Source organism: Holzapfeliella sp. JNUCC 72 (assembly GCF_053668685.1).
The window spans coordinates 20559-39605 of the sequence record NZ_JBSJYG010000002.1 but is presented as its reverse complement, the minus strand read 5'-3'; the positions used below and the strand labels follow the sequence as shown (position 1 = coordinate 39605).

General features: G+C 33.6%; 26 protein-coding genes. 13 read left to right on the top strand and 13 right to left on the bottom strand.

Annotated features, from left to right (window positions below; genetic code table 11):
• The first annotated feature begins 3 nt into the window (after nucleotides 1-3).
• The 4 genes from fabI to JNUCC72_RS06045 are packed head-to-tail and all read left to right on the top strand — an operon-like array spanning nucleotide 4 to nucleotide 2736.
• Nucleotides 4-762 carry an enoyl-ACP reductase FabI gene (gene fabI, locus JNUCC72_RS06060; protein WP_454144904.1) on the top strand — a complete coding sequence of 253 codons (759 nt, stop codon included), beginning with the start codon at nucleotides 4-6 and terminating at the stop codon, nucleotides 760-762.
• A 25-nt stretch (nucleotides 763-787) separates the two neighbouring features.
• Nucleotides 788-1417, top strand: coding sequence for a 4'-phosphopantetheinyl transferase family protein (locus tag JNUCC72_RS06055; RefSeq protein ID WP_454144902.1), 630 nt, complete (start codon nucleotides 788-790; stop codon nucleotides 1415-1417).
• A gap of 1 nt (nucleotide 1418) precedes the next feature.
• Nucleotides 1419-2195, top strand: a complete 777-nt coding sequence (locus JNUCC72_RS06050) for a biotin--[acetyl-CoA-carboxylase] ligase (RefSeq protein WP_454144900.1) — start codon at nucleotides 1419-1421, stop codon at nucleotides 2193-2195.
• Nucleotides 2196-2208: 13 nt separating this feature from the next.
• Nucleotides 2209-2736, top strand: a complete 528-nt coding sequence (locus JNUCC72_RS06045) for a biotin transporter BioY (protein ID WP_454144898.1) — start codon at nucleotides 2209-2211, stop codon at nucleotides 2734-2736.
• Nucleotides 2737-2786: 50 nt separating this feature from the next.
• Here the strand turns inward: JNUCC72_RS06045 and JNUCC72_RS06040 are convergent, their stop codons facing one another.
• Together JNUCC72_RS06040 and JNUCC72_RS06035 are read right to left on the bottom strand one after the other, a co-directional pair.
• Complete coding sequence (locus JNUCC72_RS06040; RefSeq protein ID WP_454144896.1) at nucleotides 2787-3065, bottom strand: hypothetical protein; 279 nt, start codon at nucleotides 3063-3065, stop codon at nucleotides 2787-2789.
• Nucleotides 3066-3271: 206 nt separating this feature from the next.
• Nucleotides 3272-4345 carry a zinc ribbon domain-containing protein gene (locus JNUCC72_RS06035; protein WP_454144894.1) on the bottom strand — a complete coding sequence of 358 codons (1074 nt, stop codon included), beginning with the start codon at nucleotides 4343-4345 and terminating at the stop codon, nucleotides 3272-3274.
• Nucleotides 4346-4469: 124 nt separating this feature from the next.
• Between JNUCC72_RS06035 and JNUCC72_RS06030 the strand changes: the two genes are divergently transcribed.
• On the top strand, nucleotides 4470-4670 hold the full coding sequence (locus JNUCC72_RS06030) for a hypothetical protein (protein ID WP_454144892.1): 201 nt from the start codon (nucleotides 4470-4472) through the stop codon (nucleotides 4668-4670).
• Here JNUCC72_RS06030 and JNUCC72_RS06025 read toward each other — a convergent pair.
• Both JNUCC72_RS06025 and JNUCC72_RS06020 read right to left on the bottom strand, forming a co-directional pair.
• The gene (locus JNUCC72_RS06025) at nucleotides 4667-5101 is read right to left on the bottom strand and encodes a GNAT family N-acetyltransferase (RefSeq protein WP_454144890.1); all 435 of its coding nucleotides are present in this window, start codon (nucleotides 5099-5101) and stop codon (nucleotides 4667-4669) included. The genes JNUCC72_RS06030 and JNUCC72_RS06025 overlap by 4 nt on opposite strands.
• A gap of 14 nt (nucleotides 5102-5115) precedes the next feature.
• On the bottom strand, nucleotides 5116-5760 hold the full coding sequence (locus tag JNUCC72_RS06020; RefSeq protein WP_454144888.1) for a hypothetical protein: 645 nt from the start codon (nucleotides 5758-5760) through the stop codon (nucleotides 5116-5118).
• 128 nt (nucleotides 5761-5888) lie between these two features.
• On the opposite strand from JNUCC72_RS06020, the gene JNUCC72_RS06015 reads away from it, so the two are divergent.
• Nucleotides 5889-6446 (top strand): hypothetical protein, encoded by a 558-nt coding sequence (locus JNUCC72_RS06015; RefSeq protein WP_454144886.1) that lies wholly within the window; start codon nucleotides 5889-5891, stop codon nucleotides 6444-6446.
• A 35-nt stretch (nucleotides 6447-6481) separates the two neighbouring features.
• Here the strand turns inward: JNUCC72_RS06015 and JNUCC72_RS06010 are convergent, their stop codons facing one another.
• Complete coding sequence (locus tag JNUCC72_RS06010; protein ID WP_454144884.1) at nucleotides 6482-6682, bottom strand: hypothetical protein; 201 nt, start codon at nucleotides 6680-6682, stop codon at nucleotides 6482-6484.
• A gap of 156 nt (nucleotides 6683-6838) precedes the next feature.
• Here JNUCC72_RS06010 and JNUCC72_RS06005 point away from each other — a divergent pair, with 156 nt between their 5' ends.
• Nucleotides 6839-7660, top strand: coding sequence for an abortive infection family protein (locus JNUCC72_RS06005; RefSeq protein WP_454144882.1), 822 nt, complete (start codon nucleotides 6839-6841; stop codon nucleotides 7658-7660).
• Here JNUCC72_RS06005 and JNUCC72_RS06000 read toward each other — a convergent pair.
• The gene (locus JNUCC72_RS06000; protein ID WP_454144880.1) at nucleotides 7657-8832 is read right to left on the bottom strand and encodes a restriction endonuclease subunit S; all 1176 of its coding nucleotides are present in this window, start codon (nucleotides 8830-8832) and stop codon (nucleotides 7657-7659) included. The two genes, JNUCC72_RS06005 and JNUCC72_RS06000, sit on opposite strands and share 4 nt — an antisense overlap.
• A 188-nt stretch (nucleotides 8833-9020) precedes the next feature.
• Here JNUCC72_RS06000 and JNUCC72_RS05995 point away from each other — a divergent pair, with 188 nt between their 5' ends.
• The 5 genes from JNUCC72_RS05995 (at nucleotide 9021) to JNUCC72_RS05975 (ending at nucleotide 12525) form a co-directional block, all read left to right on the top strand.
• On the top strand, nucleotides 9021-9536 hold the full coding sequence (locus JNUCC72_RS05995; protein ID WP_454144878.1) for a DUF5067 domain-containing protein: 516 nt from the start codon (nucleotides 9021-9023) through the stop codon (nucleotides 9534-9536).
• Between the two features lie 168 nt (nucleotides 9537-9704).
• Nucleotides 9705-10217 carry a DUF5067 domain-containing protein gene (locus tag JNUCC72_RS05990; protein ID WP_454144876.1) on the top strand — a complete coding sequence of 171 codons (513 nt, stop codon included), beginning with the start codon at nucleotides 9705-9707 and terminating at the stop codon, nucleotides 10215-10217.
• Nucleotides 10218-10516: 299 nt separating this feature from the next.
• The gene (locus JNUCC72_RS05985; RefSeq protein ID WP_454144874.1) at nucleotides 10517-11392 is read left to right on the top strand and encodes a replication initiator protein A; all 876 of its coding nucleotides are present in this window, start codon (nucleotides 10517-10519) and stop codon (nucleotides 11390-11392) included.
• A gap of 26 nt (nucleotides 11393-11418) precedes the next feature.
• Nucleotides 11419-11898 carry a hypothetical protein gene (locus tag JNUCC72_RS05980; RefSeq protein ID WP_454144872.1) on the top strand — a complete coding sequence of 160 codons (480 nt, stop codon included), beginning with the start codon at nucleotides 11419-11421 and terminating at the stop codon, nucleotides 11896-11898.
• Between the two features lie 90 nt (nucleotides 11899-11988).
• Nucleotides 11989-12525 carry a DUF4352 domain-containing protein gene (locus JNUCC72_RS05975; protein ID WP_454144870.1) on the top strand — a complete coding sequence of 179 codons (537 nt, stop codon included), beginning with the start codon at nucleotides 11989-11991 and terminating at the stop codon, nucleotides 12523-12525.
• A gap of 90 nt (nucleotides 12526-12615) precedes the next feature.
• Here the strand turns inward: JNUCC72_RS05975 and JNUCC72_RS05970 are convergent, their stop codons facing one another.
• From JNUCC72_RS05970 to JNUCC72_RS05960, 3 genes are all read right to left on the bottom strand, one after another.
• Complete coding sequence (locus JNUCC72_RS05970) at nucleotides 12616-12786, bottom strand: hypothetical protein (RefSeq protein WP_454144868.1); 171 nt, start codon at nucleotides 12784-12786, stop codon at nucleotides 12616-12618.
• A 12-nt stretch (nucleotides 12787-12798) separates the two neighbouring features.
• The gene (locus tag JNUCC72_RS05965) at nucleotides 12799-12921 is read right to left on the bottom strand and encodes a hypothetical protein (RefSeq protein WP_454144866.1); all 123 of its coding nucleotides are present in this window, start codon (nucleotides 12919-12921) and stop codon (nucleotides 12799-12801) included.
• A 466-nt stretch (nucleotides 12922-13387) separates the two neighbouring features.
• Entirely contained in the window at nucleotides 13388-13759 is a 372-nt protein-coding gene (locus JNUCC72_RS05960) for a LytTR family DNA-binding domain-containing protein (protein ID WP_454144864.1), read from the bottom strand.
• Between the two features lie 247 nt (nucleotides 13760-14006).
• Between JNUCC72_RS05960 and JNUCC72_RS05955 the strand changes: the two genes are divergently transcribed.
• Complete coding sequence (locus JNUCC72_RS05955) at nucleotides 14007-14996, top strand: hypothetical protein (protein ID WP_454144862.1); 990 nt, start codon at nucleotides 14007-14009, stop codon at nucleotides 14994-14996.
• 65 nt (nucleotides 14997-15061) lie between these two features.
• Here the strand turns inward: JNUCC72_RS05955 and JNUCC72_RS05950 are convergent, their stop codons facing one another.
• The 4 genes from JNUCC72_RS05950 to JNUCC72_RS05935 all read right to left on the bottom strand — a co-directional run bounded on the left by JNUCC72_RS05950 (nucleotide 15062) and on the right by JNUCC72_RS05935 (nucleotide 18911).
• Complete coding sequence (locus tag JNUCC72_RS05950; RefSeq protein ID WP_339970335.1) at nucleotides 15062-15277, bottom strand: ribbon-helix-helix domain-containing protein; 216 nt, start codon at nucleotides 15275-15277, stop codon at nucleotides 15062-15064.
• On the bottom strand, nucleotides 15277-16068 hold the full coding sequence (locus JNUCC72_RS05945; protein ID WP_339970336.1) for a ParA family protein: 792 nt from the start codon (nucleotides 16066-16068) through the stop codon (nucleotides 15277-15279). The genes JNUCC72_RS05950 and JNUCC72_RS05945 overlap by 1 nt, the downstream gene beginning before the upstream one ends.
• A gap of 226 nt (nucleotides 16069-16294) precedes the next feature.
• Nucleotides 16295-17263: a hypothetical protein gene (locus tag JNUCC72_RS05940; RefSeq protein ID WP_454144860.1), complete on the bottom strand. Its 969-nt coding sequence runs from the start codon at nucleotides 17261-17263 to the stop codon at nucleotides 16295-16297.
• Nucleotides 17264-17381: 118 nt separating this feature from the next.
• Nucleotides 17382-18911: an ATP-binding cassette domain-containing protein gene (locus JNUCC72_RS05935; protein WP_454144858.1), complete on the bottom strand. Its 1530-nt coding sequence runs from the start codon at nucleotides 18909-18911 to the stop codon at nucleotides 17382-17384.
• Between the last annotated feature and the right edge of the window lie 136 nt (nucleotides 18912-19047).

The following is a 19047-nucleotide window of genomic DNA, read 5'->3' as shown; positions in this document are numbered from 1 at the left end:
TTAATGAGTACGTTAATGCAAGGAAAGAAAATTGTCGTAATGGGAGTTGCTAACTCTCGTAGTATTGCTTGGGGTTGTGCTAAAGCGCTAGAAGAAAACGGTGCTGAGGTTATCTATACTTACCAAAACGATCGTATGAAAAAAAGCCTAACAAGAACTGTTGGCGAAGATAAATCAATGATTGCTTGTGATGTTGCTGATGACGATAACGTCACAAAAGCATTTGAAGAAATTCATGAAAAACACGGTAATATTGATGGTGTTATCCATGCGATTGCTTTTGCTGATAAAGAAACCCTTGAAGGTGGCGTGTTAAACACAAAACGTGATGGTTACCGTATGGCTCAAGATATTAGTTCATATTCACTAATTGCGGTATCTCGTGCTGCAAGCCGTATCATGAACGAAGGCGGAAGTATTGCAACACTAACTTACTTCGGTTCAACTCGTGCTATCCCTAACTACAACATGATGGGAATTGCAAAAGCTGCCCTTGAATCAAGTGTCCGTTACTTAGCTCGTGACCTTGGTCCACAAAAGATTCGTGTGAACTCAATTTCTGCTGGTGCAATGAAAACACTAGCTGTTACAGGAATTAAAGAACATTCTAAATTACTACAACTTTCACGTGACTTAACCGTTGACGGCAACGAAGTGACACTTGAAGAAATTGGAAATGTTGCGACATTCCTAATGAGTCCACTTTCAACTGGTGTTACTGGTGACGTTATCTACGTTGATAAAGGTGTTCACCTTTCATAAAAAACTGCCATTTTTCGGAGGTACCATGTCAAGTCATTATCATCTCAAATACGATACGACAGACAATACCCTTCATCAACCACTCTTTCAACAATTCAATCAATCGAAGCATTGCTTTGAGTTGCCAAAAACCGAATTGAAACAAAAACAATTCATTTTAGGTAGAAAATTATTGGCTGACCTTTCTGGTCTCCCCCTTAAAAATCTCCTATCCAATGAATTATTCGAATTCAATTCACTTGGTAAACCAACTCTCAAAAAAAGCAATGCTTTTTTCTTTAGTATTGCCCATTCACACAATCACGTCATTGTCGTGACTAGCCAAACAAACATTGGTGCGGATATTGAGCAATATCAATCAATCAACCCAAAACGATTTCATCGGGCTTTTTCAACCAAAGAATGGGATTACTTGATGACACTTAGTCAAGATGAACAATCCTACACCGCACTCAAACTCTGGACAATTAAAGAAGCGGTTCTTAAAGCAATTGGTGTTGGCCTTCCGGGTAACCCAAAGTCCGTTGAAATTGATCTTTCAACTTTCAAATCAGCCAAACGATATAACCGAGAATTCACATTGTTTGATCATTCAACACAACACTACTTACTCAGTGTTGCGTTAGAAAATTCAGCACAATCAAAGGATAATTAAAATGGTTTCAACCCTTTCAAAAACTGACTTACTTCATCATCAATCTCACCTCAAATCATTCAATATTGAGTTATTTGAGAGTATTGATTCCACCAGTACTTATGCTAAACATTATATTGAATCAGATCATCCTATTCTGCCCAGTATCTTTGCAACAACTCAACAAACTGCTGCTTATGGCAAAGAAAGTCGACCATTTTTTACCCCTAAGGGGTTATATGTCACACTCGTCTTACCTATTATAAATCTGAAAGAACTCAATCCGGGGCTATTAACGATTTCAGCAGGTTTAGGTGTATTAGATACTTTAACCAATTACTTTCCTAATCAACTATTTCAATTGAAATGGGTCAACGATGTCTTGCTAGATCGTAAAAAATGCGGTGGCATCTTAACTGAACTCATTCAACATGATGACCAGCACTATTACTTGGCTCTAGGAATTGGATTGAATATCCAAACTCCTGACCTACCAGATGAACTCAAAGCGACTGCAACAGCTATTGATTCTAAAAATGTTAATCAATCAAACTTGCTAGCTGATTTGGTAACCCATGTGATTCATCGTTTGAATAATCAAGCTAATCCAAGTCTCATCAACGAATATCAAGCTAATTCCTACTTACTAGGACGCACAGTTACTGTCAAAGGCCATCAAAAAGCTTACACGGGTTTAGTTCAAGGTTTTGATGAATTGGGCGGGCTGATACTCGAAAACGAGTCAGATAAGCAATTGTTAACTTTTTATAGTGGTGATGTTTTCAAAATTTTATACTAATCCTGGAGGATCTATGACAATTAAAGATGTAACTTACACTGCCTTATTCACGGCATTAATTATTGTTCTGGGCGTATTTCCGCCTATTACAATTGCCATTCTTCCTGTTCCTTTGGTCATTCAAAACTTTGGTGTGCTACTAGCTGCCATGATTTTGGGTCCTAAAAGAGGAACACTATCCGCTTTTATATTTTTAGTTCTTGTTGCATTAGGCTTACCTTTTCTAACAGGTGGTCGAGGTGGATTTGGTGTCTTCTTCGGCGCGACAAGCGGGTATTTAATCGCTTGGTTAGGTATGCCCATGGTTATTGGCCTAGTCAAACGTCTTTTTGGCCAGTCAGAGAAATGGTATGCGACGCTACTGAGCCTGATAATTGGCGGTATCTTATTCGCTGACATTATCGGTTCAATCGGTATTAGCTTAGTGTCTGGTATCCCCTACTTCAAAGCGTTGAGCTCTAATCTTGTCTTTCTACCAGGTGATTTAGTTAAAGTAATTTTGACCTTTATCATCTATCAACGTGTGAAAAAACATATTTAAACTAAAAAAACGGTACATCCTGATTTAATCAAGATGTACCGTTTTTTATTTTAGCGTGTTTCTTGTACGCGACTATTTAGGAAGTGAAGACCTTCTGCATTAATTTTATCAATTAATAAACTGAAGTAGTCACTGTTAGGTTTTTGACGAATACTGATTTTAACGAAGTTACGTTCTTTGAAATCATCTAAAGATGCTTTGATTTGATCAAAGTTCACGTCGTTTTCTTCTTCGAATTTCTCTAAATCTTTACGATTGACAAATCCTTTTCTGTTCATTTCATTATAAATATAGACCATTAATAAGGTTTCTAATCTTTCAGATGTCATTTAATTAATCATTCCTTCTCTATTAGTAGAATTATTCTAGCATAAGCTAAGTAAAATAATCTAATTTAACTTAAATCAATATTCACTAAACAGGAGAAAAACCGCGTGAATACAGTGATTAATTTTTTTGATAATCCTTGCGCTTCGTCAATACTATCCACAATCAGTAGCGTTTGCTTATTTTTTGTGTACAGGATATAGTGTTTCTAACGTTTTCTTTGAAATAAGCGATAGCCTGCAAAAATAACCATCAAAAGCATCGCAATGAAGAAAATATTGGCAGTCATACCAAAAATTCCTGTGTTAGGATTGAGTAAACTTCCTGAATAAGATCCTAGAAATTGGTTAGCTTTTTCGCTGACGTAATACATCATAAATCCAAAAATACCAACTTCTAAAAGTGCTGCGACAAATCCTAAAAATCGTAATATTTTTGAACGTGTAAAGCAAGAAAGTATAATAACAAGTATTGGCATCAAGACTAGTCCATATCCTAAAGATTGGATGAATCCTGCTCCACCACCAGAAGAACTGCCAAAAAATCGGCCAACGCCTTCAATCATTTTGATATATGAACTAGTTTGACCAACAAGACCATATAAACTGGCGTTACTATTTGAGATGAATCCCGCACCTAAAACACCATATAATGTTACAAGGCTAGACATTAATAATAAGAAAGATGAGAATCCTGAGCCATTTTTATTAACGTAATTCTTTTTTTGGTAGTATGTTTTGTACTGTTGGTGAGTAATACGTTTTTGACCAGCTGATTGAGTGGGGGCATTACTTTCATTTTTTTCAGCTTTTGAAACAGCACCACTATCTTCGGGGGTTTCATCAGAATGTTTGTCCTTTGCGTTTACTTCATTAGCTTCTTGAACACCATCTTGAAATTTTTGTGTCATTTTCCTATAAAAGTCACTTACCTGTTGATTGGCTTTGATTGTTTTGCCTTTATGTGAAAGTGCCTTCATATATAACACAATCGTAGCTATAATAAATAACAAAACGCCTAGCCATTTAGAAAATAAGGTGAACAAGAACACTAATCCGTAAACGGTATATGACAATTCAAAGTTGTTCTGCAAGAACTGCTTCAATCTAATTAGTCGTTCTTTGTTAGGCTTATACTTCTCAAAATCTTGTTCTACTTTTTTTCCTGCTCCTACTTTTTGACCACACTTTGGACAAAACAGAGCGTCTTCACTAAGAATTGTGCCACACTTTGAGCATTTCTTAGCTTCTTTATCATTTTTTCGGGTTAATTTTTCGGTCATTAACCTCACAACCTTTCTAGGTTTGTTTCAATTTTTTATTTTTTAAAATCATTGACGTCTGACAACCTCTCAATTTATGCTAAAATTATTACCATAATAACCAAATAAAAGAGAGGTTCTTCAAATGAACGAACAAGAAAAACAGCAACAAAAGTTAATTAAGCGAACTTATATCTACTTTATTGTTGGATTCGCTTTTTTTGTCTTTATCTTCGTTGCTGCTTTAATTCAAAATATTCCATTATTCACCATTATTGGCTTAATTGGTGCCATTGCTTGTTTAGCTAGTGGTTGGGTTATGTATCGCAAACTCAAACATCTCTAGAGTGTTTTAATCATCCAGATATGTTCGATTGGGGCATTATCTAATAAATAAACATCACCAAAAGACTTGTAGCCTTTTTTTTCATAGAATTTTTGAGCTGAAACACGTGCTTCAAGTACGACTTCAGCTCTTTTTTGATACTTGGCTTCGGTTTCCATTGCCATCAGTAAATTACTGCCGACACCTGAAGCTTGAATCTCAGTATCAACACACAAGTAATCCACTTTAGCACGAGTATCGTTCACATAAGATAAACTCCCCATACCAAGCAATTGTTCCCCATCAAACGCTCCAACAACATAACCACTTTCTTCACCAGATAAATCTTCATCACGAATATCTAAGTTCAATGGTTGCTTCATCACCCGATTACGTAAATCAAGCGTTTCTTGGTAGCGGTCTGACCCATAATCAATTGTTTTTAATTGCATTTCTTTAAAACTCCTTAAACTAATAAAAATGTAATCGTTTGATCACTATATGACGTCACGATTTTATCACGAGTTGGGTTTTGGTTAAACCGCTTCAATGCTTTTTCAAAAGTCATTGAAGCTTGGCTTTGGTTTGAAAACGCAATCTCACGATGTTCTTTAACTGAAGAAATCCCTTGAATATAGCCTGATGCAATAAATTCATGGTTAAAGTTAAAAATCACGCCATAAATCTCGGGTTCGTGTTCAGGATTTTCATCCAAACAATCTCGGTAAGCTCTAACTAAAACATCTTTAGTCGTAAAAGTTGGGTTTTCACTACCCTTGTCTAGCAAAATCGCTTTACGTGATAATTTGCGTAAGAGATAAGCTAGCGGTTTGTATAACAAAGCTGAAGCTAGTGTTGAAATCACAAAAGTTAGTAGTAAAGTGACGGGATTGTTAAAGTCTGCCAGTTGCGGTTCGTTGAACCAATGAGCAAATCCAAAAGAAAGGGATAACCCTATTAAACTGGGAAATAGTGAAAATCCTAAAACAAAGATTCGCTTGTCCCCTTCACTCCCATCAAGTGATAAATAACCTCTTTGACTGAGAAAGCGGTAAAGTAAATAACCTGGAAATCCCCCTGTAATGAGTGGAATTGATAAATTGGTAAACATTTTTTCTCCTCCTTTATTTTTTAATATACACTTGATTACCTTTAATGAAAATCCCCAACCCTTTTTAATCCACATTTTTAGTGATTTAGCGTATACTAAAATTAATACATAGAATTGGAGGAATTCAAATGGATTTTGTTAAATCAGAGAAAGTGAAGTATTTTTGCCTAGGTATTTTAACGGTGGCTATTTTGGTTGGAATTATCTTTATCATTCCTTGGGCTAAGGTTTGGGACACTTTGACGACTTCATTAGTTATTGCCTTCGTGGCAGTTGTGGCTTTAATTGTGATTTTATTGGTTTACCATTACCTCAGCAAAGATCAATTAGGTAATAAAGAAAGTCAAAATCACCTATCTATGACACTTGCAGCGGTTCAAACCCCTACTCAAGAAGATTTGCTAAAATTACAATCTTTAATCAATCCACTCCCTTTTAAACAAGAACATTATGCTAAGCATAACAAGTTGGAAGCTTTAATTACCTTGTTCTGTCAAAAACATCAAGATGATGCTAAGTTGAACAAAAAAGAAGATCAAAAAATCTTCCGCTTACTTGCTCACTTAGTCCTTGTTTATAACAATGAATTGAAATACAAATCAATTATCAGAAGTAATGCCAGTGTTGAAGCGCAACTTGTTCAAAACTACAAGCTAGATGACTTACTACACGAATTACAAAAATAATCAAAAAAAGACCCGACTAATTAATCAGGTCTTTTTTATTGTTCATAATCATTAAATCTTTCAGGATAATCTACCACTTGCTTAATTACTGTGCCACATCTGCCACAAAAATAGTAAGTGATATTAGAACCCATCCCAAAAACTTTATTAGGACTACGCAATCTTGCACGATCATTTTGACGCCCAACTTTAACTTCCATACTCCCACAATCAGGACAACTTAACTTCTTATACATCAGACTTTCCTCCGTTTTTTGATAACTTGGTTATAGTCTAACACTGAACTGGGGAAGTGCAAGAATTAGAATTCTACATAATTCATAAGTTGTATAATTTTCTTAAACCTGTAGTATATAAGACACTGTTGATTTTACATAATGGAGGGGTTTTACATGGGATTAAGTATTAGTGACAAATATACTCTTTTTTGTTTTTTTGAAAATATCAAAGAACTTCATGACTGTGACATAGATATTTTAAATTTAATATCTAATAACATTTTAGAAAAAGAAGTATTTTCTGCAGATATAGACTTAAGGACGAGTATTAAAAATGTAATATTCGATTCAAGTTTATCAGTTGAAAAAGTTTTTAATTTTGTTCAGGAAATAGCTAGTGTTGTTGTTAGACAATGTGAAAATGATCTGATGGAACAAAGTGATTTAAACCATCTTATAGATATGGATAGCCTAATGGGAAATTATAAATTCGATAATCCGATTTTCGAAAATTTTAACGCTCATGAAGTTATGCAAAAAGATATGATTACAAAAATTATTCAAAAAATGCTGGTTGATTCTGAGAATTATCCCGAAGATTCTATAGGAAAAGCAAAAGAATTAATGGAAGCTGTTATGAAAACTATTTTAGATAAACGTGACGTTGACTATAAAAAGAAAATTAACATGCCTACATTATTTAAAAAGGTCTATCAAACACTTAATCTGAATCCAGATACAAGATCAGATTCTAAACTAAATGATATTACTAAACAAATTATTGACGGATTTAAGGATTCAGCTGAAGGTTTAAAAGATTTACGTAACAATTTTGGTTCTGGTCATGGTAAATCAGAAGAAGAAGTCATAAAAATTACACCAAGATATGCTCACCTAGCTATTAACTCAGTCTATACGATTATAATTTTTTTAATTGAAACCTATGATTATGTTTCAAATCCTGATGATAACAAAGAAAATGTTCTGCCATTTTAGCAGAACATTTTTTGTAGGTAGGCTTTTTTGAGTTGTTTTAGTTGGTTAATTTTTTGTTCATATAAATTGATTTCTTGGTCAATATTAGTAAATAATTGACCAATCTGTTGTTGTTCTTCTTTAGAAGCCACTTTTACAGTGAAATCTTTAGCAAATGATTTAACAACATGAGGAATATTGGGAGTCCTATAGTAATTATAGATTATATTTTGATTGTATTTTAAGTATTGATACAAATAGGCACCTGAATATTTAGTCTTATAGCCTTTCAGGGTTGAACCAAGTGCTCCCTTAAATCCATAATAAACTGTCCCAGCCTGTGAACCATCCCAAAGAATTAAAACATCATCTTGTGCCACATTTTTCGGAGAATTAATAGTTCTTAAACTGCCACCGTTCAAATAATTTGTGTCCAAATAAATAGCTTCGCCCTTTGCCATCTTAGCTTGAGCTTTACCCTTAAACTCATACTCAATTAAATCTTCTATGGTTACCATCTTAAAAGGTTCTTCATAATCAAAAAATCTAATTCTTGGAAAAGTAGAGTTGGTTGCTGGAATCATTCTCTGAAATAAGGCGATTTTGTTATCTTTCTGCAAGCTTACTTTTGATTCATAGAGAAAAATTAGCTTATCTAACTTAGCAAAAAACTTTCCTATTTTTTCTTGTTCTTTCACATCATTAGTTACTATAACCTTATTGCTTAAAAGTTCTTTTTTAGTAACTCCTTTTATAGACGTTCCCTGTAGATGATTTTTGACTATATTCATTATTTTATAAAGTGAGTAAGTCACAAAATAAGGACTATAATTTAACTCACTTAAGGATAAAAAATCCTGACTAGTTGAATATTCATATGGTATATAAGCTAATTTTCCAACACCAACGCGAGATACTATAGCAATAGACTCAGAAGGAACAAGCTTTGCACTAGATTCATTTACTGCATTTTGCGTTATATGTTTTTTAAGATTAATATTTATGACATCGTCTTGTTCCAAATCAGAACTCTGAATCCATGGTATTGTACCATTAGTCCAATAGGTTTTATCCTTTGTTTTTGGCGTTCCCCCACCAATAAAATTATTAGCTAATTCTTCAACTTTAACTTCTTCCCACTCATCTTGAAATCCCTTAAATCTTAACTTCGGTACTCGAGTTTTATTACTCATGCCATCAACTCTCCATAACTGTCTTTGATAGTTTCATTATATCGTTTAACACCATCTTAACCAAGTTATGACAGAATTATTTTAATCTCCTAGCCTTTTTAACTCTTTTATAAGATGCCTTATAAATTGTGATTTTAACCCTTATTCTTGTTATAGTAAGCTTAAATTTTGAACGGAGGATAAAATTAATGAAGAAAAGTTTAGCCGGATTAATATTGAGTGGTGCTTTATTGCTAGCAGGTTGTTCTGCTAATAACAATTCAATTCACACCGATTCTCAATCAGCTGTTTCAAAAGATGATGACGTGACCTATAAAGATAACGTAGCTAATACTAAACGGATGCGGGTAGAAATCACGGATCATAAAGTCATTAATCCCGGGGAAAAAGGTAATGAAGAAGGGCTTATACCAATCATGGTGTTTTGGTATACAGCGACGAACAAGACAGACCAAGGTCTAACTCCTAGCGATATTTGGAGTCTGCTTTTTACTGCCTATCAAGGTAATGCAACGCCACTTAAGGGACAAGATATTGAAGAATCTATTAGAATTGGTTATCCTTTGGCTCCTATTGAACAAAATCACAGTGCACAAAACATGATTGCCTTTAAATTACATAATAAGACTGCCCCATTGAAACTGGTGATTGAAGATAAATTTAATAATCAAAAACTAGGCGAACAAGAATTTCCAATTAAATGATACAAAAAAGACAGCTATAAGAGCTGTCTTTTTGTTTACTTATGATAATAACAGGATTAGTTCAATGGTCTACGCTTTTTAACTCTTTTATAAGATACCTTATAAATTATGATTTCACCCCTTATTCTTGTTATAGTAAATTCACTTTTAGAACGGAGGGTAAAATTAATGGAGAAAAGTTTAGCCATATTAACATTGAGCGGTACTTTATTACTAGCGGGTTGCTCTGCTAATGATTCAGCTGCTAACACCAGTTCACAAGTCGATACACCAAAAGATGATGAATACACCTACAAGAATGGCGTTGCCAATACTAAACGAATGCGAGTGGAACTCACTGATCACAAAGTCATTAATCCTGGGGAAAAAGGTAATGAAGAGGGTGACATGCCTGTTATGGCTTTTTGGTATACAGCTACAAACAAATCCAATGAAGATATTCCATTAGACTTAATGTGGTCACTTCTGTTTTCAGGTTACCAAAGTGGAACAGAACAGTTATCAGGACAAGGAATTGAGGGCATTAGTTTTGCTAGTCATACTCGTAATGTTAAACCCGGCAAAACAGCCAAAAGTGCAATGGGATTCAAACTAACTGATAAGACAACTCCGTTAAAATTAGTTGTGCAAGACATCTTTACTAATCAAAAACTCGGCGAACAAGAATTCCCTGTTGAATAGCACAAAAAAGACAGCTATAAGAGCTGTCTTTTTGTTTACTTATGATAAATGTTTGACTTTGGTTTTTAATTAATGTTTAATTAAATTATGAATAAAAAAACGACCGTTCTTGCAGGAACGGTCGACGATATTAGATTTTTAAAAATGAAGATCATGAAGATATAAAACGTAGTAGTTTTTAATGGAGATCAATCAAAATTAAAAAACTATAAGAAAAGTTTCCCAACATTTCTTTGATTTATACGTTAATTATACCATCTTCATTTTAAAAATCAAAAAAATTTAAGGAGATTTTTAAAATGAATCAATTTTTTATGTTTGATAAACAACTACTCGAGGACAAAAGACTAACTAATGATGAAAGAGTTTGCTATATGTTGCTAGCTGATCGTATGAAGTCATCAGTTAAGAGAAGTGACTTTTTTGACGCCAAAGCAAAAGCTCACTATGTCATCTACACTATTGTTGAACTAATTGAAACATTGGGGACTAAACGTAACAAGACAATCAAAATCCTCAAGAACTTGGAAAAATACGGCTACATCATCAAAAAGAGAACTTACAGCAAAGCAACCAAATTATTCTTGCCAAACTTTGAAGATGTGACAACTAAAGAAGTTGTAAGTTTAGATGACAAACCTACAGAAGTTTACGAAACAAACTCTAATCAAACTAACCTTAACCAAATTCATACAAATGATACAACTGACACATGGGACATCCTGGAAGAAATTATTGAAAACAAAGTTAAACCTCAAACCAAAGAGACCCACTCAGAAGAATTAGTTCAAGAACCAACCGTTGATGTTAATGCTACTATCCAAAAAGATGCACTTGAGGTCTTAAAAGCTTCACTAGTTGCAACGGGACTTCCTGAACCTTTGGTCAATACACTGAAAGCCTATGCTTTCAATAATGCTGACAAGTTATATCAGTATGCTGGTTTAATTTTTAAAGCCAAAAGTGTCGCTAAGAAGAATGCTGAACGACTAATTGGGCGAGCTGAAGCTGCCTTCAAGTTTGAATCAAATTCCTTAATGACAACCAAACTCGCAACCGATATCAAAAAAATTATTATCACCTCACACCGTGTCGCCAAAAACAAAGCCGCTTATATGATGCGTTCGCTAATCAATTTATTTGAAGAGCAAGCCAACGCTTATTTGATGGCGTAATTAAACAAGGATGGTAAAACAACCAGATGAATTCAGAATACAAAAAACTACTCGAGAAATGTCAGATTGCGAATGCTTTAATTCAGGAAAATGAGCTAAATTATGCTTTTTTTGGCAAGTCAACCGATGAACAAGACAATATAACAGTTGATGATTTCACTTTTTATGGCATTAAATATGCCGATAGTTCAACATATGAACAATACCTCACTCGAATTGATTTACATGCCATTAATCTTGATAATTTCGACAGCCGACGTATTACTATTTTGGCCAAGTATGATGCTCACCATGCCACACTTCTTCTAAAAGATTATGAGACTGACATTGAACATCATCACTTGATTGATAATAGCTTAGTCAGCGAGTATAACGGGGAATTGTACTTTGCTGATGAAGAACTAATTAGTGGTGATCATCAGGGTATTTTTTCTAAGTTCATGAAAGAAACCACAGGGCTATCCACTTGGATTAGTCATCAAGAAAATAATCAGATTTTAGATTAGGTTATTTTCCCAAAAATGTTAGGATGAGGCCTGCTAATTCATCGCAACTATGATATACTCACAACACTAAAATAGTTGGAGGATTATTGGATGAAGAAGATACACTGGATTTTAATCGCAGCAGTTGGGTTGGTTTTGCTCAGACTTGGGGTAAATAGTTATGCACACCATACACAACAAAAAGAGGTTCTAGCCACAGAACTTAGCAAGAACACCTCATTTGCTAATGGGATTGCCCAAACAAATTATGCAACAGTTGAAATTACGGAACATCAGATAATTAAACCTGACAAAAACAGAGAATTGTACAAAGATGCTACATTAATGTTGATTAACTTTAAAGCAACGAACAAAGCTTTTGAAGAAGGTCCAATGACACCTGAGTTCTTATTCTCAACCGCTTTTGCTGGTATACAAGAAGACAAAGCCAACAAGTCCGAACAAGGACTTGATACCCTTTCAGTAGAATATTTAGGTATTCATAATTCTGAGAATCGAGTTGAAATTGGCCAAACAGCCGAAGGTAGTGTGGCTTTTGTCATTCGAGATAACTCAAAACCCTTGAAGTTAGTCGCTCATAACTTTGCTATCAAAGATATTGGCTACCAATATTTACCACTTCAATAATCAAACCCACTACATTAGTGGGTTTTTTGTTTTCCCAAAAATGTAAGGATGAAGATTAGGGTAAATAAAAAGACAGCCTTGAGGCTGTCTTTATTTTTTATCATTAGATTGATTATTTTCATACCAATCAATAAGCATATCTCCGCCTTTGAATGTAAGAAAAGAGGCAAACAATATCCAGGATAGTCTAATATAAGCATTTGGAATGAAAAATACGAAAAGATAGATAACTATTGGTAATGCTCGAATAAATATTCTCATTTTGAACCTCCTTTACCTCATCAATAAGTAAATAATACCACCTAATATTACTAATCCAACTGCACTTTCTAGCTTTTCTTGTTGTGTCGTCTTCCTGATTTTGATAGTTGCGTTCTTTCCAATTTTAAACTCCATAGGTTTACTCCTCACTTGAATTTTATAGTCATAGCTTAAAGCAATTGACTATGTAAAAGCAAGTTAAGAGCATTAGATTATCTGTTGATTGAGTTGCTTTTCTAATTTCTTGCCTTGATATTTCGCATAAAAGTAAAAAGAAATAATATGTAGAACTAAAGTCGCTAATAATATCCAACTCCAATAAGTAATAACTAAATGGAATAATTGTGATGAATATAACCAAAGACTTAAAAAACTAGTTATAGTATTAACAATCGTTCCCATTATTATATTTACAATTGGCTTTAACACTAAATAGTTCCAAATTAATGGATAAAAAATGCCGTATGTTATCCCAAATATCATACCAATCAATACAATATGCCATAAGTAGATAACCGTTATTGTTGATGATAGTCCAGTTATACTCAAAAGAAAGAAAAGCCATAATATTGTCCCAAGCATCGTTTGAATAAAGTTTTGTTTAAATTCTCTGATCAATTAATTTCTCCTTAATCGCTTTAGCGTAATATCTGCTTACTAAATATTTATTATTGTTAAGCGTTTTAACCTGTAATCGTGCATGAGGTTCAACGTTAAATTCTTTTATACATGCTAAATTTAAAATGGTTGACCGACTAATTCTGAAAAATCCATATTGTGTTAAATAATCTAATTCCTTTAATTTCTGGTTCAACTGAAATTGTTGACTCGTAAATGTACTAACTTTACTTAAATGTCCCATTGTTTGAATAACTTCTATTTCTGAAAGCATTATTTTTTTTCTTCTGCTGTTAGATAGGTCTAATACAATCAATGAATTTCTATCATCAAAATTTTGACCAATATTTTGCATCAGTTTTTGATTGCTAGGATGACCACTTATCTCGATATAATCAGGGGGCATTTTTTGATTGAATATATAACCTATTTTAATTTTTAACTCCTCCTTACAGATTAAGACTATCAATTATGTAAAGATTTATGTACTATATTTTGATTTGTTACAAAAAGAAGCATTTTAAATGCAAATTATGTTTTCTATTCTTTACTTACTGCTGTAGACTAGCAGTATCACTAATTATTTACATGGAGGAATAAAAATGACTAAAGAAAAATGTATGACAGTTGTGGTAGACAAGGATGTCCCAGATGTTAGGTACTCAGTCGAAATTAAAGATAAAGAAGAGTCTGAAATAGATGCTATTGTGTTGATGATGAACCCTGCCAGTTCGTATTATGGAGTAACTGGTATGCCACAATATAAACATAGTCTGCGATACCTTGAATCTAATCTTAATGAAAAATCGATAGCGTGTTCTGAAAATCATCCAGATTGTCCATTTACATTTAAACATAAAGAATCTTTTAAAAAAGAAAAAATAGATCCAACTACCAAAAAAATAGCTAACAAATTTAAAAATGTTATTTTAGTAAATGTATCTCCTTTTGTACAAAGAAAAACTAACGATAGTTATAAACATAGGTGTGAGTTCCTAGATAAAATAATGGAGAAAAAAATAAAAGATACAGGTACGAATAACCAAGATATTGAATGCAGTAAAAAAATTAAACAAAAGAATGAAAAATATATAATTGAAATCATTAAAAGAAACCCCAAGGCGCAGATAATCGTTGCGACAGGAGAACTGCCATATAAAATGAGTCAATATTATTTTGATATCATTTCTAGTATTGATAATACTAAATTATATGGATTTATTGATAAACCAAAAGAAAAAGATGATCTATTAGAACCAGAAGAATGCTTACGATTAACACAAACTGGCTATACAAAACATCCTAGTATAGGTAAAATTAGTAAAGACAAGATTGTGTCTCTTAGTGACGTCAACTATAATAAATCTATGCACAGATTATTTGGTAAAGCAAAAATTAACAAATTACTTAAATCTAAATTATCAAATATAGATTTAAGTAATAATTCAGGTGTAGAATTTTCTATAATCGAAAATTTGAGGACTAATAATAAGGGGGAAAATATTAAAATTTTTGATTTAACAAAGTCGAATTTTAATCAATTAGTAAATTTTTATAATAATAATTTCAACGACAATGCTACTAAAAATTAGCAAAAAGGTTGTAGAATTGATAATCAATTCTACAACCTTTTTGTTTAACCTATTTTAAAATAAGCCTAATATTCCTCAATATGTTCTGATAAGATTTTTTCAAGCAGTCGTGAACTTGAACCAAATCCTGTTTCTTCTGATTTTTCATCTAAACGAGCCTTTAATGAAGGTGTTAGTGTAAATGAAAATGATTGTTTACGTTCTTTTTTAGGTTTTAAGTGACGGTTATTAATTTTTTGTCTTAATGAATCTTGTTCTAATTTGTTAATTTCAAATGCCATTATTGCGAGATCCTTTCTGTTAAATGACTGAAGATATCATCTAATTGTTTGTGTAATGTGTGAGCTGATTGATTATTTTGTTCTTCAAGCAAAGTAAACACTGATTTATTTTCAAGCGTTGATTTATTAAAGACTTCACGATAAGGAACAGATAAATCAGTAGCCACATTATCGAATTGTGACACGCTATCTAAGAACTCACGAGAAGATTTAGTATTATGTTTAATCATGTTCGGCACATAAAGTGTTTTAGCATCAATGTAGCTTTCACGTGTACGAATATCGATTGTTTCTTGCTTCAATTCTTCCATACGTGCATTAAAAATCCCCAAGTTCATAAAACCAAATTCACTTGGTTCTAGCGGACTAATCACATAGTGACTCACTGCAATCATATTCTTAGTGATGGTCATAAAGTCAGGGTGACAATCAATCAAAATATAATCAAAGTCTTGAATCTGCTCAACATTATCTTGTAGCCACATCATAAATAATAAGTTTTGATTATTGCGAGTAGCTAGAGTTGCTTCAAGTCGATCAAGTTCAGGTGAACTAGGTAAAATACTTAACTGCTCATTAACTTGATGAAGGGCAATATTTTGACCTGTGAACACATCATATAAAGTATCTTTTTCAGTCAGTGCATCATAAATATGACTCAAACTTCCTTGGTGGTCACTATCGACCAACAATACTTTTTTACCTTGTCCAATTAAATATTCTGCAAAGTTGAAAGTCAATGTGGTCTTGCCAACACCGCCTTTAACCGCAGCAAAGCTGATAATTTTCATAATAACCTCCTATAACATAATATAGTATATCATAGCTTTTTAGATTATAAAATATTATATTGTAATATATTATAGTTCAAAAAAAGAGGCTGATACGACTGTACCAACCTCTTTGAAGTTTTATAGAGTTTCCACTATAAAGCCCCGGAAATAATATCTCGATTATATCAGGAATTAGAGTGTGAAACTAGCGATAATCGATAAGAATCTGACCCTCAAATTATTTTTATTTCAGATGAACTAAAGCATAATTAATTTCATCTGCTGTGAAATCTCTAGCTTGTAATTGTGTGCGATAGAAATTGTCATCTTTTGGTCCTGTGTAGGCACCATTTTCTTTAAGATATTGTGCATATCTTAGTGCTTGCTTGTTGAAATCCCAATTTATATTGTTACTGATAAAACCAGCAGATTCAGTCCCATATTCTTGCTTAACAGCGTTAAGCATACCTAATTTTGAGTAGCCTAATGCAATTAATTGTTGCCCTCTTTTGACGGCTTGCTGATACTGATCAGGGATAATATCGGTTGATAAAATACTAAAATCAAATTCAGTAAAGGTTTTATCATCACGTGATTGTTCAGACTGAATATGAGCTTTTGTCCCATCTAACCATTGCTTTTGTCCTAGTTGATACCAAGTTTTGCCATCAACGACTTGACGGTTAAAGGCCTGCCAGCATGTCCCAGCGTCTACAAATCCTGTTGGGGTAGTGGGACTGCCGGCCATATTAAATTTACTATCTGTCGGTGATGACCATAACTGACTGCTTTGATCAGCAACAACAACCGCATTAAGTGCTTGCGTTGAATTCTCTCCACCCACGTCATAATACTTACTACTTGCATATTCATTATTTCCGACCAAATACCAGAATGGGTTCCCGGGGTGATTTAAACCGCCATAAACGATGGAAGGCGGTAGAATAGCTGTCATTGCACGTGTGTTACCCATCGGAAAAATATCAGAGTTAATATCATTTGTTAGCCATTGGGATCCTGTTGATAAATAGTGACCAACGGGTTCTGGTGTCGACCCCACATTTTTCCAAGTGGTAATCCCATAGCCTTTGACATAATTAACGGTTGCTGTGTGGTCTGGTGTAGTTGCTGCTTGTGTTTGATTATGTCCGCTTGTTGCCAAACATAACGTTGCTGCACAAATCACACCTAAACCAAATACTGTCTTGTTCATCTTAATGCCTCCTAATTACGGCCATCTTAGCACAATAATTTTTGAAATCGAAATAAAAGCAATCAAAAAAGACTGCGGTGACAATGGCAGTCTTTTTTGATGTAAGTTTTGTCTGTTTTTAACCCAGTTTATCTAAATAAACAACCTGATCATATTTTTTAAGTTGGTCATCTGATACTTTATGCGAAACCTCGATTAAAGTCTGTTTAGCATTAAGCAAGTAGTTAGAAATTTTGTCACCTGTTTCAACATCTAAAGCCGATGTAACTTCGTCTGCCAAAATCATGGGACGATTAGCTAATAATCCCCTAGCAATTTCCAGACGCTGAATTTGTCCTCCTGAAAGGTTATTCCCATTTTCGCCAACTTGATAATCTAAACCTTTTGATGCAACAACTTCTTCGAGTTGCGCCGCTTGAATAACAGCTTCCAAATCAGACTGACGGTACTCATTTCCCATTGTGATATTAAACAAAATCGTGTTGTCAAAAATGAAAGGATCTTGTTTAATCAAAGATGCTGCTGTTTTTAAGGAAGCATGAGATGAACTCTGTCCATTAATATAATAACTTCCTTCTGAAAAATCTAAAAATCCGGCAATTGCTTTCAATAAAGTTGACTTTCCATAACCTGAAGGTGCAACGATTAATACTTTTTCACCTTTATTGATTGTTAAATTTAAATTATCAAACAATGTTTTTCCTTCAAGTGCAATAGCCCCCTTATGAATCTGTAGCGAGTTCACTTCGATATTGTCTTCACTTTGATGGTTGTCATCATTGATACTTCTAAGCAGTTGACTTGTATCAGCAGTTGTTTGGCGCTCATTAATAGCTCCTAACATTGCTAGCAATGGATTAATTAAGTTATTTGAAATCTGAACAATAGCAATTAGCTGTCCAACCGTTAGAAATCCACTCAACACTCGAAAGATACCAAAGCCAATCGCTAAACTTAGAATAGCTAAGTTAGCGACAGCATTAACCGTGTATGTACTAATGCCAACCATGTCATTCATTTTTGTTAGCGCTTTTTCTAATGCCGTTGCAGATTGATTAAAGTTCTTTTCTGCTACGTTTTGAGCTTTATAGTTTACAATCGTGTCTATACCAGAAATATAGTCGGTTGTTTTTCCCATGTAAGCACTGTTTTCTTTTGACCATTCTTGTGAAGTTGCTTTGATTTTGCTTGAGAAAATTTTTGAAGCTAAAACTGGTAATAAAGAAGCGCCGAAAAAGACTAATATAGTCACATAATCTAGCAAAATTCCATATCCGATAGCAAATAAAAACATCAACACATTCCGCATAATCGAAATTTCGTTCAAAATGCCTTTAGTCTCTAATTGTTTCAAATCATTGGTCATTAAAGAAACATCTTCCTTAACGGGATCACCATGAGATTTGGACATCAGATGTTTAAACAACTTAATTTTAATGTTCTCATTGCAGCTTTGTACAAGCCGATTTTTCACTCTAATATAGATAATATCCAATCCGAACAAAATAATTAACCCAACAACAGAAATCACAATTGTTTGTATTAGCTCACTATAGTTCCCCTGAGTTGCAATTGTAATAAAGTTGTTCACGACCCACGCGAAAAAGACCGATTCAGTACTCACTAGAACTGAAAAAATAAATGTCAAATAAAACCACTTTTTGTCCCCGTAAATGTATGCATTCATTCGATAATAATTACTCCTTTTTAATTTTTTGTTAATTTTTGTTTAATGTTAGCGATTAGGATAGTGTCTGTCAAGTTTATTTCTTTTTTTAACCTAA